The sequence below is a fragment of the Rhodococcus sp. RDE2 genome, assembly GCF_020885655.1.
Lineage (GTDB): Bacteria > Actinomycetota > Actinomycetes > Mycobacteriales > Mycobacteriaceae > Rhodococcus > Rhodococcus pyridinivorans.
The window spans coordinates 3030457-3043917 of sequence record NZ_AP025186.1; the positions used below are offsets into that span (position 1 = coordinate 3030457).

11 protein-coding genes are annotated in these 13461 nt (G+C 68.7%); 5 read left to right on the top strand and 6 right to left on the bottom strand.

Features of this window, described 5'->3' with window-relative positions; all coding sequences use genetic code 11:
- Positions 1–180 precede the first annotated feature (180 nt).
- On the bottom strand, positions 181–1641 hold the full coding sequence (gene rpsA / locus LPH33_RS14080; RefSeq protein ID WP_229564973.1) for a 30S ribosomal protein S1: 1461 nt from the start codon (positions 1639–1641) through the stop codon (positions 181–183).
- A gap of 219 nt (positions 1642–1860) precedes the next feature.
- Here rpsA and LPH33_RS14085 point away from each other — a divergent pair, with 219 nt between their 5' ends.
- Positions 1861–2769, top strand: coding sequence for a class I SAM-dependent methyltransferase (locus tag LPH33_RS14085; RefSeq protein ID WP_202400262.1), 909 nt, complete (start codon positions 1861–1863; stop codon positions 2767–2769).
- A 7-nt stretch (positions 2770–2776) separates the two neighbouring features.
- On the opposite strand, the gene LPH33_RS14090 is transcribed toward LPH33_RS14085, so the two are convergent.
- The 4 genes from LPH33_RS14090 to LPH33_RS14105 form a co-directional block, all read right to left on the bottom strand.
- Positions 2777–3550 carry an amino acid ABC transporter ATP-binding protein gene (locus LPH33_RS14090; RefSeq protein WP_160876885.1) on the bottom strand — a complete coding sequence of 258 codons (774 nt, stop codon included), beginning with the start codon at positions 3548–3550 and terminating at the stop codon, positions 2777–2779.
- The gene (locus LPH33_RS14095; protein ID WP_229564974.1) at positions 3547–4554 is read right to left on the bottom strand and encodes an amino acid ABC transporter permease; all 1008 of its coding nucleotides are present in this window, start codon (positions 4552–4554) and stop codon (positions 3547–3549) included. Before LPH33_RS14095 ends, LPH33_RS14090 begins: the two co-directional genes overlap by 4 nt.
- Positions 4555–4565: 11 nt before the next feature.
- The gene (locus tag LPH33_RS14100; protein WP_229568343.1) at positions 4566–5438 is read right to left on the bottom strand and encodes an ABC transporter substrate-binding protein; all 873 of its coding nucleotides are present in this window, start codon (positions 5436–5438) and stop codon (positions 4566–4568) included.
- Positions 5439–5546: 108 nt separating this feature from the next.
- Complete coding sequence (locus LPH33_RS14105) at positions 5547–6632, bottom strand: isocitrate/isopropylmalate dehydrogenase family protein (RefSeq protein ID WP_160876881.1); 1086 nt, start codon at positions 6630–6632, stop codon at positions 5547–5549.
- 19 nt (positions 6633–6651) lie between these two features.
- Here LPH33_RS14105 and LPH33_RS14110 point away from each other — a divergent pair, with 19 nt between their 5' ends.
- From LPH33_RS14110 to trxA, 3 genes are all read left to right on the top strand, one after another.
- Positions 6652–7170: a 2'-5' RNA ligase family protein gene (locus LPH33_RS14110; protein ID WP_145691081.1), complete on the top strand. Its 519-nt coding sequence runs from the start codon at positions 6652–6654 to the stop codon at positions 7168–7170.
- A 232-nt stretch (positions 7171–7402) separates the two neighbouring features.
- Entirely contained in the window at positions 7403–8482 is a 1080-nt protein-coding gene (locus LPH33_RS14115) for a GlxA family transcriptional regulator (protein WP_229564975.1), read from the top strand.
- A gap of 163 nt (positions 8483–8645) precedes the next feature.
- The gene (gene trxA, locus LPH33_RS14120) at positions 8646–9017 is read left to right on the top strand and encodes a thioredoxin (RefSeq protein ID WP_016691445.1); all 372 of its coding nucleotides are present in this window, start codon (positions 8646–8648) and stop codon (positions 9015–9017) included.
- A gap of 94 nt (positions 9018–9111) precedes the next feature.
- On the opposite strand, the gene polA is transcribed toward trxA, so the two are convergent.
- Entirely contained in the window at positions 9112–11835 is a 2724-nt protein-coding gene (polA, locus tag LPH33_RS14125; protein WP_229564976.1) for a DNA polymerase I, read from the bottom strand.
- Between the two features lie 255 nt (positions 11836–12090).
- Between polA and LPH33_RS14130 the strand changes: the two genes are divergently transcribed.
- Positions 12091–13461, top strand: a complete 1371-nt coding sequence (locus tag LPH33_RS14130; RefSeq protein ID WP_229564977.1) for a branched-chain amino acid ABC transporter permease — start codon at positions 12091–12093, stop codon at positions 13459–13461.

Genomic DNA, 13461 nt, shown 5'->3' on the forward strand with positions numbered 1-13461 from the left:
GTGAGCTGAGCACCTGCCACCGACGACATACGAAGACCGGCCCCCTCCGTTGCGGAGGGGGCCGGTCTCGTCGTGGTCCCGGGCGTGGTCCCGGGAGCCGTTGCGCCGGAGCAACGAGCCCCTGTAGAACGCGGACGGCCCCGCACCGAAATGGTGCGGGGCCGTCCGTGGAACCCTGTGTCAGGCGTTGCCCGACAGCTTCTCGCGCAGAGCGGCGAGCTGGGCGTCGCTCGCGAGCGATCCGCCGCCGGTCTCCGGAGTCGCCTCGGCACCCGACTCGGACGAGTAGTTGCCACCGGACACGCCGGCCGCAGCCTCGGCAGCCTCGTCGGCAGCCATCTTCTCGATCTGAGCGGTGTGCATCTTGTGGCGACGCTCGGCCTCCGCGTAGCGGGACTCCCACTCCTCACGCTGCTTCTCGTAGCCCTCGAGCCATTCGTTGGTCTCGGGATCGAAGCCCTCGGGGAAGATGTAGTTGCCCTGCTCGTCGTAGCTGTCGGCCATGCCGTACTTCGACGGATCGAACTCGGCGGTGTAGTCCTCGTTCGCCTGCTTCAGCGACAGCGAGATACGACGACGCTCGAGGTCGATGTCGATGACCTTGACCATCGCGTCGTCGCCGACGGCAACGACCTGGTCCGGGACCTCGACGTGGCGCTCGGCCAGCTCGGAGATGTGGACGAGGCCCTCGATGCCCTCCTCGACGCGGACGAACGCGCCGAACGGAACGAGCTTGGTGACCTTGCCCGGCACGATCTGACCGATCGCGTGGGTGCGGGCGAACTGACGCCACGGATCTTCCTGCGTCGCCTTGAGCGACAGGGAGACGCGCTCGCGGTCGAGATCGACGTCGAGAACCTCGACGGTGACCTCGGTGCCGACCTCGACGACCTCGGACGGGTGGTCGATGTGCTTCCAGGACAGCTCGGAGACGTGCACGAGGCCGTCGACACCGCCGAGATCGACGAAGGCGCCGAAGTTGACGATGGAGGACACGACGCCCTTGCGGACCTGGCCCTTCTGGAGCTGGTGCAGGAACTCGCTGCGGACCTCGGACTGGGTCTGCTCGAGCCATGCGCGGCGCGACAGGACCACGTTGTTGCGGTTCTTGTCGAGCTCGATGATCTTGGCCTCGATCTCCTTGCCGACGTACGGCTGGAGGTCGCGGACGCGACGCATCTCGACGAGCGACGCGGGCAGGAAGCCACGCAGGCCGATGTCGAGGATCAGGCCGCCCTTGACGACCTCGATGACGGTGCCCTTGACGGCCTCGTCCTTCTCCTTGAGCTCCTCGATCGTGCCCCAGGCGCGCTCGTACTGAGCACGCTTCTTGGACAGGATCAGACGGCCTTCCTTGTCCTCCTTGGTGAGAACAAGAGCCTCGACCTCATCGCCCACCGACACGACCTCGTTGGGGTCGACATCGTGCTTGATGGAGAGCTCGCGGGACGGGATGACGCCTTCGGTCTTGTAACCGATGTCGAGCAGCACCTCGTCGCGATCGACCTTGACGATGGTGCCCTCGACGATGTCGCCATCGTTGAAGTACTTGATCGTGGCGTCGATGGCGGCGAGGAAATCCTCGGCGGAGCCGATGTCGTTGACGGCTACCTGCGGCGAGGTGACGGTGGTGGAGGCCATGTGTTGAGTTGCTCCGGACGGGTTGATAGTCGGTTGGTCAAATTCGGTCGGGCACGTGAAACACCCACTGCGATACGGCGATGTGCGAGTCACGGCGAGTTCCTCGCTCGGCCCTGGAGCCGAACTGCGGACACTCGCGATCACCAGGCTACGCGTCTCGAGGGGACCCGGGCAAACCGATATCGGGACCGCTCCCCCGCACCCGATAGGCTCACACACATGTCGGGCTCCGCGAACACCCCTTTTCCAGACCTTTCGGGCGCCCCGGAGGGAACCGACGAGGAGGCCGCGCGCCACGCGGACGCCGAGACGATCCTCGGCGAGACCCGCCCCACCCGGACCCGCCTCGGCTCTCTCGAGAGCGAACGCGCGAACCGGGTGTGGTGGGACGCCGACACCGACGACTACCACCGCACGCACGGCGAGTTCCTCGGCGTGGATTCGGCCGCCGGCGAGTTCGTGTGGTGCCCGGAAGGGCTGCACGAGGGCGATGTGCAGTTGCTCGGCCCGGTCGCCGGCCGCGACGTCCTCGAACTCGGATGCGGTTCGGCGCCGTGCGCCCGCTGGCTCGCCGGACAGGGCGCCCGCGCGGTCGGTCTGGACATCTCCATGGGGATGCTGCAGCGCGGACGCGCGGCGATGGCCGCCTCCGGCCCGACGGTTCCGCTCGTGCAGGCCGGCGCCGAGAACCTGCCCTTCGCCGACGCAAGCTTCGACATCGTGTGCTCGGCGTTCGGCGCGGTGCCCTTCGTCGCCGATTCCGCCCGGGTGATGCGCGAGGTCGCGCGGGTGCTGCGGCCCGGCGGACGGTGGGTGTTCTCCGTGAACCACCCGATGCGGTGGATCTTCCCCGACGACCCGGGCGAACAAGGCCTGGTCGCGATGTTCCCGTACTTCGACCGGACGCCCTACGTGGAGGTGGACGCGACGGGCCGGGCGACCTACGCCGAACACCACCGCACGGTGGGCGACCGGGTGCGCGAACTGGTCGCCGCCGGCCTCGAGGTCTACGACATCGTCGAACCCGAGTGGCCCGAGCATCTCGACCGCGAGTGGGGGCAGTGGAGCCCGCTGCGCGGTTCGATCTTCCCGGGCACCGCCATCTTCTGCAGTCGCAAACCCGCCTGAACCCGATTCACAACAGGCGGGACAGGAACTCCCGGGTCCGGCTCTCCTTCGGGTCGGCCAGCACCTCGCGGGGATCCCCGGCCTCGACGACCACGCCGCCGTCCATGAACACGAGCTGATCGGCGACCTCCCGCGCGAAGCCCATCTCGTGCGTGACGACGACCATCGTCATGCCGCCCTCCGCGAGGTCCCGCATCACCGCGAGCACCTCGCCGACGAGTTCGGGGTCGAGGGCCGAGGTGGGCTCGTCGAACAGCATGAGCTTGGGATCCATGGCGAGTGCGCGGGCGATCGCGACGCGCTGCTGCTGGCCGCCCGACAGCTGCGCGGGATAGGCGTCGACCTTGTCGGCCAGCCCCACCCGCGCGAGCAGATCCCGGGCCTTGTCGACCGCCTCGTCGCGCTTGAGCTTCTTCACGAGGATCGGCGCCTCGACGACGTTCTCGAGCACGGTGCGGTGCGGGAACAGGTTGAAGTGCTGGAACACCATGCCGATGTCGCGGCGCTGCTTCGCGGCGGCCCGCGGGTGCAGTTCGTACAGCTTCGAACCCCGCTCGGCGTAGCCGACGAGATCGCCGTCGACGTACAGGCGACCGGCGTCGACGCGTTCGAGGTGATTGATGCACCGCAGGAAGGTCGACTTGCCCGATCCGGACGGGCCGATCAGACAGGTCACCTGGCCGCGCCCGACCTCGAGCGAGATGCCCTTGAGCACCTTGACGGCACCGAAACTCTTGCAGACCCGGTCGGCCCGCACCATCGGCGTGTCGACGGACGTCATATGCGTTCCTCCCCCGGTGCGCCGGGCTTCGGCGTCGGCTTGCCGGCCTCGGTGACCGGTGCGTTCTGTGCGTCGGCGAGTGCCTGCAGCTGGCGGGCGGTGAGCTGCCGGCTCAGGCCCTTCGAGTAGTGCCGTTCGAGGTAGTACTGGCCGATCATGAGCAGGCTGGTGATCGCCAGGTACCAGGTCGCAGCGACGAGCAGCAGCGGGATCGGCTGGAAGTTCGCACCCGAGATGTCGCGGGCCCGGCCGTACAGCTCGAGGCTGTAGGGCACGGCGGCGACCAGCGAGGTGGTCTTGAGCATGCTGATCAGCTCGTTGCCGGTGGGCGGGATGATCACCCGCATCGCCTGCGGCAGGACGGTGCGGCGGATGGTCTGCGACCACGACATGCCGAGCGCGGTCGACGCCTCGAGCTGCCCCTCGGGCACGGAGGTGATGCCGGCGCGCACGATCTCCGCCATGTAGGCCGCTTCCTCCGCCATGTAGGCCGCTTCGTTGAGTGCCAGACCGATGACGGCGAACAGGAACGCTGCGTTCAGGCCCTGCACGTCGATGTGGACGAACTGGTGGACGAACGGGATCCCGAGGTCGATCTGCTTGTAGATCGACGGGAACAGTCCCCACAACACGAGCTGGACGTACACGGGGGTACCGCGGAAGACCCACAGGTACAGCCATGCGACGGAGCGCAGCACGGGATTCGGGGACAGACGCATCACGGCGAGCACCACGCCGAGAACGACGGCGATGGCCATGGCGAGCACCGTCAGCTGGACGGTCTTCCAGGCGGCTGCAGTGATGCGGGCGTCGAACAGGTACTGGGCGTAGATGTCCCAGCGGTACGCCTCGTTGGTGGCTGCTCCCCAGGCGAACAGCCCGAGTGCGACCAGGACGATCGCGCCGGAGATCCATCGTCCGGGATGCCGCAGGGGTACTGCGCGTATCGGCTCCGGTTCGTCCGGTCGCGGTTCCGCGGATCTCGCGGACGTGGACTCGCTCATGGTTCCCTTTCTCAGCTCGTCGCGCCGTTGATCTGCGAGGTGGTGATCGCGCCGTCCTCCATGCCCCAGCGCGCGGTGATCTCGTCGTATGCACCGGAGTCGATGAGGTACTGCACCGCCTGCTGCAGTACGGGACCGAACGGCGAACCCTTCGCGACGACGAAGCCGTAGGGCGCGGCGTCGAAGACCTCACCGGCCGGTTCGAGTCGTCCCTCGCTGCGGGCGATGACGTACGCCGTGACCGGTGAGTCGGCGGACAGTGCGTCCACCCGGCCGAGGATCAGGGCGTTGGCGGCCTCGTCCTGGCTGTCGTACTTGACCTTGTCGATGGGCGGCAGTCCGCGGGCGACGCACTCCTCGCTCTTGGCGGGGACCTCCTCGAGGTCCTCGATGGTGGTGGTCTGCACCGCCACCCGCAGGCCGCACGCGTTGTCGGGGTCGACGGATTCGCCGGTGCGCTGCGCCCACTGCACCCCGGCGCTGTAGTAGGTGACGAAGTCGACCGATTCCTCGCGTTCCTTCGTGTCGGTGAAGGACGACGAACCCATCTCGAAGGTGCCCGCCTGGACCGCCGGGATGATCCGGTCGAAGTCCGCTTCGTTGAGCACCGCCTCGAGTCCGAGAACGTCTCCGAGGGCCTGGACGAGTTCGACACCGAAGCCGACGATGGTGCCGTCGTCGTCCTTGAACTCGTTGGGGGCGTACGGGACGTTCACTCCGACCTCGAGGGTGCCGCCGTCGGCGATGTCGGGCGGCAACCGGCTCGCGATGGCGTCGACCTTGTCGACGGTGACGCGGTCGCCGGGCGGGACGGTCGATTCGGTGTTCACCACGCACCCGGTCGCGAGGGTGAGCACCGCTGCTCCCGCCGCCAGCCTGCTCAGGGTCCGGACGCGACGACGCCCCCACGAGGTCGCGCGGCGGGTGTGCACTGCTCGATTCACAGTCGAACAGTATCCAACCCGGGAGGGGTGCGAATGCAAACCCGAAGCTCAGGCCTCGAGGCGGGCGATGACGGCGGCGGTGAACTCGTCCGTCGACGCGGTGCCACCGAGATCGGCGGTCGCGACACCCGCCGCGACGGTCGTGCGTACCGCGTCCTCGATGGCGCGGGCGGCCGCGGAGAACTCGATGTCCGCGCGCGCACCGACACGGTCGAGAAGCATGGCGGCGGAGAGGATCAGCGCGATCGGGTTGGCGCGGCCCTGCCCGGCGATGTCCGGTGCGGCGCCGTGCGCGGCCTGAGCCATGGCCTTGGTGCGTGACGCGTTGATCGACGCCGCGGTGCCGAGCGAGCCGGACAGTTCGGCGGCGAGATCGGACAGGATGTCGCCGAACATGTTCTCCGTCACGATCACGTCGAACTCGGCGCCGCGGCGGACGAGCAGCGCGGCCATCGCGTCGACGTGCTGGTCGTCGACGGTGACGCTCGGGTAGAGACGACCCACTTCCTGGCACACGTCCCGGAACAGGCCGGTCGTGCGGGCGAGCACGTTGGCCTTGTGCACGATGGTCACGCGCTTGCGGCGACGGGACGCGAGGTCGAAGGCGGTGTGCGCGATGCGTTCACAGGCCGCGCGGGTGATCACTCCGACCGCGAGTGCGATGTCGGGGGTGGGCATGAACTCGCCGCTGCCGACGGCCATGTTCCGGTCGGCGTAGAAACCCTCGGTGTTCTCCCGGACGACGACGAGATCCATCTTCGGTGACACCGACGCCGCTCCCGGCAGTGCGCACGCGGGCCGGATGTTCGCGTACAGGTCGAAGTGCTTGCGGATCCGTCCGCCGGGTGTGAGCTGCCCCCGGAACTCCGGTGGGTACGAGGCGCTGTCGTGCGGGCCGAGGATCCACGCGTCGAGTTCGGTGAGGGTGTCGAGGGTGACCTGCGGCAGAGGGCTGCCGTGCGTCTCGATCGCGGAGGCGCCGACCGGCAGCGGCACCCACTCGACCGCGACCCCGGCTGCCGCGACGGCGGTGTCGACGATCCTGCGGGTCGCCGGCACGATCTCGGGACCGATGCCGTCCCCCTCGAGAAGTCCGATGCGGTGGCTCTGAAGCGTTGCGGTGTCGTCGGTCACCCGGTCATCATTGCCTACCGTGGTCCAGTCGGTGGAACTCCTCCTCGACGCCCCGCTCGACGCGGCGGTGCGCGACGAGTGGACGCGGCTGCTCGACGCCGGTCTGCACAGTCAGGGACGGGTCCGTTCCGAATCCAACCGTCCGCACGTGACGCTGTTCGTAGCCCATGCCGTACCGGACGAACTCGAGGACGCGGTGCAGGCCGCCATCACGGTCCGGCGGCTCACCCTCCGGCTCGGTGGCGTGGTGATCTTCGGTGGCCGGTACGCGACGCTCGCCCGGACGGTCGTGCCGTCGATCGAACTGCTCGAACTCCAGGCGCGGGTGTTCGAGGTGCTTTCGGACTGCCCCGGGATCCCCGCGCACATCCGGCCCGGTGAGTGGACGCCGCACGTCACCCTCGCACGGCGGGTGCCGGCCGCGCGCGTCGGTGCGGCGGTCCTGGCGGCGCAGACGCCGGAGCGGCAGCTGACCGGGTCGAGTGCGGGTGTGCGGCGATGGGACGGCGAGGCCAAGCGGGAGTGGCTGCTCACCTGAGCAGGGGGCGGCGGGCGGTTCAGAAGCGGTAGTCGCCGAACTGCGTCACTTCCATATGGGTGTCGGGCGTGCGTCCGGTGAGGGCCAGCACGTCGAGGAGGAGGAAGACCGCCAGAAGTAGGAGGACCAGCAGGATCATGCTTCGAGCCTGCCGTGCCGGAAACCCACCCGACAGTGGCAGAGCCGTCGGAGAACATCGATTTTCTGCCACTGCGGTGTCACACTGGATGCCGTGTCCGGAACACCTGGAACCGCCGGCCGGCTCGAGAAGGTGGTCGTCCCCGTCCTCCCCTACGTCGAGACCTTCGAACTCGGCGTGGCGTGCGAGGTGTTCGGGTTCGACCGCTCCGACGACGGCCTGCCCACCTACGACTTCCACCTCGTCGCCGCGACCTCCGATCCGGTGCGCACCCGCTTCGGCTACACCATCGAGGTGCCGTACACGCTCGATCTCCTCGACGACGCCGACCTGATCCTGCTGCCGGCGGTGAACAGCGAGGGCATCGCGCTCGACGACGAGCGCCTCGAACCGTTGTTCGCGAAGTTGCGCGCCGCCGTCGACCGCGGCGCGCGGGTGGCGAGCATGTGCACCGGGGCGTTCATCCTCGGCGCGGCCGGGTTGCTCGACGGACGTCGCTGCACGACCCACTGGATGCACGCCGACCGTCTCGCCCGGACGTATCCGACGGCGCAGGTCGACCGGGACGTGCTCTACGTCGACGACCATCCGGTCCTCACCGCCGCAGGCACCGCGGCCGGCATCGACCTGTGCCTGCACATCGTCCGCTCCGCCCAGGGAGCCCAGGTCGCCAACACGATCGCCCGGCGCATGGTGGTGCCACCGCACCGCGACGGTGGGCAGGCCCAGTACGTCGCGATGCCGCTGCCCGAATGCAAGGACGAGTCGCTCGCACCGTTGCTCGACTGGATGAGCGAGCACCTCGACCGGGAACTCCCTGTGGCCGCACTGGCGCAGAAGGCGCACATGTCGGCGCGGACCTTCGCGCGGCGTTTCGTCGCCGAGGTCGGGGTCACGCCCGCGCGCTGGCTCCGCGACCAGCGGGTCCTGGCCGCGCAGCGCCTGCTCGAGGAGACCGACCTCCCGATCGACGTGGTGGCCGACCGCGTCGGCTTCGGCACCGCTGCGGTGCTTCGCCAGCATTTCCTGCGCCTGCGGCAGACCACTCCGCAGGCCTACCGACGGACCTTCCGGCGGTCCGTCGAACCCGCCGGCGTGGGACGCCCCGAGCGGATCGGCGTGGGACACCACGGGCCCGCCGGTGTGGGACACCACGAACCGGCCGGCGTGTGACGTATCCCTCGATCGACACGTCCCGACGGCACCCCCGGAGCGGGCGCGTCACGTAGCGTGGCGGAAGGAACCCCGTCACGCCGCGTGGCGGAGGGAACGAACGGGAAGAAACAACGGCGGCCGGATGTTGGACCCGTCGACACGCCCGACCGAAAGGATTTCCGTGGCAACCAAGGCTCTCACCCAGCAGGACTTCGACGAGGTCGTCACGAGCAACGACATCGTGCTCGTGGACTTCTGGGCCGACTGGTGCGGTCCCTGCAAGCAGTTCGCCCCCACCTTCGAAGCATCGTCGGACAAGCACCCCGACGTCGTGCACGCGAAGGTCGACACCGAGGCCGAGCAGGCCATCGCGGCGGCGGCGAACATCCGCTCGATCCCCACGATCATGGCGTTCCGCGAAGGAATCCTCGTCTACAACCAGGCCGGCGCTCTTCCGCCCGCCGCTCTCGAGGATCTCGTCTCGCAGGTCAAGAACCTCGACATGGACGATGTACGCAAGCAGATCGCGGAGGCTCGCGCCGAGCAGGGCTGACCCACTCGCGTCGACGGCACCCGTCCCCGGTGTTCCGGGGGCGGGCGCCGTCGTCTGTACAGCTCCGTGTACTTGCCGCCGGTGTGCCTGCGACTCAGTGCGCTGCGGCGTCCCAGCTGCGGCCGTAACCGACCGAGACCTCGAGCGGCACCGACAGTTCGATGACGGAGTCCATCTTGTCGCGCACGAGCGCCTCGACCTGTTCGCGCTCGGCCTCGACCACTTCGAGCACGAGTTCGTCGTGCACCTGCAGCAGCATCCGCGACCGTAGTCCGGCCTCGTTCAGGGCCTTCTGCACGTCGATCATCGCGACCTTGATGATGTCGGCGGCCGTGCCCTGGATGGGGGCGTTGAGCGCAGCGCGCTCGGCGATCTCCCGGCGCTGCCGGTTGTCGCTGTTGAGGTCGGGCAGGTACCGGCGGCGGCCGTAGAGGGTGGACGTGTAGCCGACTTTGCGGGCCTCCTCGACCACGTTGTAGAGGTAGTCGCGCACGCCGCCGAAGCGGGTGAAGTAGGCCTCCATCTGCTCGCGGGCCTCGTCGGTGGAGATCTTCAGCTGCTGGGCGAGTCCGTAGGCGCTCAATCCGTAGGCGAGACCGTAGGACATCGCCTTGACGCGGCGACGCAGCTCGGGGGTGACCTCCTCGAGCGGCAGCCCGAACGCCCGCGACGCCACGAAGGTGTGCAGGTCCTCGCCCGTACGGAAGGCCTCGATGAGCCCCTCGTCGGCCGACAGGTGCGCCATGATGCGCATCTCGATCTGGCTGTAGTCGGCGGTGAGCAGCACGTCGAAACCGTCGCCCACCACGAAACCGTCGCGGATCCGGCGACCGGCCTCGGTCCGCACCGGGATGTTCTGCAGATTCGGCTCGGTCGACGAGAGCCGGCCCGTCGCCGCGACGGTCTGGTTGAAGGTGGTGTGGATGCGACCGTCGTCGGCGATGGACTTGATGAGTCCGTCGACGGTGGTCTTCATCTTGGTGTGCTCGCGGTGCGCGAGGAGGTGTTCGAGGAAGGGGTGGCCCGTCTTGTCGAACAGGTTCTGCAGGGCGTCGGCGTCGGTGGTGTAGCCGGTCTTGGTCTTCTTCGTCTTCGGCATCTCGAGCTCGTCGAAGAGCACCACCTGCAGCTGCTTCGGCGAACCGAGGTTGATCTGCTTGCCGATCACCTCGTAGGCGGCGTTCGCGGCGGCGGCGACCTGGGCCGCGAATTCGGACTGCAGGTCGTGCAGGTGCGTCGAGTCGACGGCGATGCCGGTGGCTTCGAGATCGGCGAGGACCTCGAGCAGCGGCAGTTCCATTTCGGTGAGCAGACGCACCGACTCGATCTCGCCGAGTTCGGTGTCGAGGGCCGCGGCGAGGTCGACGACGGCGCGCGCCGCGAGGATCTGCGCCTCGGCCGCCTGCGCGTCGGCGGCGTCCTCGTCGTCGAGCAGCGAGAGTTGTTGCGCGCCGGTGTCTTCCACCCGCAGCTCACGCTTGAGGTAGCGCAGCGACAGGTCGTCGAGCTTGAACGAGCGCTGCCCGGGCCGCACCAGATAGGCGGCGAGCGCGGTGTCGCTGGTGATGCCGGCGAGCGTCCAGCCGCGTCCGCGCAGCGCGTGGATGGCGAACTTCGCCTCGTGTACGGCCTTCTCCACGGCGGGGTTCGCGAGCCATGCGGCGAGGGCGTTCTCGTCCTCGGGCGTGAGCGCCACCGTGCTCACATAGGCGCCCTCACCGTCGGCCCCGGCGACGGCGATCGCGGTCGCGTCGCCCCCGTAAGGAGTGCCGGTGCCCACCACGGCGAGGCCGTGGCGTCGGCCCGACGGGGCGTGTTCGGCGAGCCAGTCGCCGAGGGCACCCGGCTCGACGATCCCGCCGCGCACCTCGAAGCCCTCCTCGGCCTCGGGTTCGGCCGACGAGAGCGTCTCGAACAGCCGGTCGCGCAGCACCTTGAACTCGAGGTCGTCGAACAGGCGGTGGATGCGGTCGCGGTCCCACGGTGCGAGGGCGAGTTGTTCGGGGGTGTACGGCACGGCCACGTCGCGCACCATCTCGGTGAGCTGGCGGTTGAGCAACACGTTGGACAGGTTCTCGCGCAGCGCGTCGCCGGTCTTGCCGCGCACCTCGTCGACGCGGTCGACGAGTCCGCTCAGACTTCCGTACTCGCGGATCCATTTCGCCGCGGTCTTCTCGCCGACGCCGGGGATGCCGGGCAGGTTGTCGCTCGGGTCGCCGCGCAGCGCCGCGAAGTCCGGATACTGTTCGGGGGTGAGTCCGTACTTCTCCTCGACCGCCTCGGGGGTGAAGCGCGTCAGGTCGGAGACACCGCGCCGCGGATACAGCACCGTGATGTCGCCGTTGACGAGTTGGAGCGCGTCGCGGTCGCCGGTCACCACGAGCACCCTGAATCCCTGGGCGTGCGCCTGCGTCGCGAGCGTGGCGATGATGTCGTCGGCCTCGTAGCCCTCGATCGCCATGACCGGGATCCCCATCGCGCCGAGGACGTCCTTGGTGAGGTCGATCTGCCCCTTGAAGTCGTCGGGTGCGGCGCTGCGCTGGGCCTTGTAGGCGGCGAACAGTTCGGCGCGGAAGGTCTTGCGGCTGACGTCGAATGCCGCCGCGACGTGGGTGGGCTGCTCGTCGCGCAGCAGGTTGATGAGCATGGAGGTGAACCCGTAGACCGCGTTCGTGGTCTGCCCGCTGTGGGTCTTGAAGTTCTCGGCGGGCAGCGCGTAGAACGCGCGGAACGCGAGGGAATGGCCGTCGAGGAGCAGCAGGGTCGGGCGGTCGTCGGTGGCCGCGGTGGACGTCGCGGAAGTGGATGCACGGGTCACGCGTGCCAGTCTAGGGACCGAGGACGACAGCGTCGGCCACACCGCCCGACCATTGCCTCTCCGGTATGTGCGAACACTCGTTGTCCGAAGAAACGAGACCGAAACGTCCGGGTGATCCAATTTTTCCCGTGGACGTGCGATCCAGCCGCTAGAGTCCCCTGTCACGACACCGTAGTCCGGCGTCATCGCAGTTGACGATGATGCCCCGGGCGCAGTGCCGCGCTCGATGACAGCGCACCAACCGGGAGGACCTGCGTGGCCCCTATCTCGGGATGTCGGCGACGACCGACCTCGACCCTCCACCGATCGGTCCGCGCCGCACTCGTCACGCTCGCGAGTGTTCTGTTCGTCCTCGTCGGCGCCGGCCTCTCCTCCGCCCAGGACCCACCCGACCCACCCTCACCGCCCGCGAACACGGCACCGGCCGCACCCGACGAGGAATCCGCGGAGGGGGTGACCGTCCGCGGAACGCTCAACAATGCCGGCGAACGACTCGACGGTGTCGTCGTCCGTGCGACCACCGAGGGCGGCGAGGTGGTCGCGGAAACCGAATCGGCCGACGGTGGGCGCTGGGAGCTCACCGTTCCGCCGGGCACCTACGTCTTCGAGGTCGACACCGAGAGCCTGCCCGACGACGTCACCGTCCAGACATCGGTGACCCGCGACGTGGCGCCGGGACGGGCGAACACCGTGATCTTCTCGTTCGGGGAGGCGCGCACCGGATCGACCGTGGCATGGGGCGAGACACTGGTGCGCACCATCGTCGACGGTCTGCGTTTCGGTCTGGTCATCGCGATCGCCGGGGTGGGCCTGAGCCTCATCTTCGGCACGACGGGCCTGACGAACTTCGCCCACGGCGAGCTGGTGACCCTCGGCGCGGTCGCGGCGTGGATCTTCAACGTCACCCTCGGTGTCCAGCTGATACCGGCGACGATCCTGGCAGTGATCGTCGGCGTCGTCATCGGCCTGCTCAACAACGCCCTCATCTGGGCCCCGCTGCGGCGGCGCCGCACCGGCCTGATCGCCCAGCTGGTGGTGTCGATCGGGCTCGCGATCTCGTTGCGCTATCTCATCCTGGCCTTCTACTCCGACCGCACCCAGCCGTTCGACGACTACCAGGCACAACAGCAGCTCGTGTGGGGGCCGATCGCGATCACCCCGGTCAATCTCGCATGCATCGTGATCAGCCTGGTGGTGCTCGTCGGCGTCGCCCTGCTGCTGCAGCGCACCCGGATCGGCAAGGCGATGCGTGCCGTGGCCGACAACCGCGACCTCGCGGCGTCGTCGGGAATCGACGTCGAACACGTCATCCGGTTCGTGTGGGGGCTCGGGGGTGGGCTCGCCGCGCTCGGTGGGGTGCTGTTCGGCCTGTCGGAGCTCGGCGGCCGCGTGCAGTGGGAGATGGGATTCAAGCTGCTCCTGCTCATGTTCGCCGGCATCATCCTCGGCGGCCTCGGCACCGCCTACGGCGCGCTGGTCGGCTGCGTCGTGGTGGGTCTGCTGGTCCAGCTGTCCACCCTCGTCATCAACCCGGACCTGAAGTACATCGGCGGTCTGCTCGTCCTCATCGTCATCCTGGTCATCCGCCCCCAGGGCATCCTCGGCAGTCGGACAAGGATCGGGTGA

Coding starts and splice junctions, on each gene's coding strand:
- rpsA (WP_229564973.1), bottom strand. CDS start 1,641: ATGGCCTCCACCACCGTCACCTCGCCGCAGGTAGCCGTCAACGACATC.
- LPH33_RS14085 (WP_202400262.1), top strand. CDS start 1,861: ATGTCGGGCTCCGCGAACACCCCTTTTCCAGACCTTTCGGGCGCCCCG.
- LPH33_RS14090 (WP_160876885.1), bottom strand. CDS start 3,550: ATGACGTCCGTCGACACGCCGATGGTGCGGGCCGACCGGGTCTGCAAG.
- LPH33_RS14095 (WP_229564974.1), bottom strand. CDS start 4,554: ATGAGCGAGTCCACGTCCGCGAGATCCGCGGAACCGCGACCGGACGAA.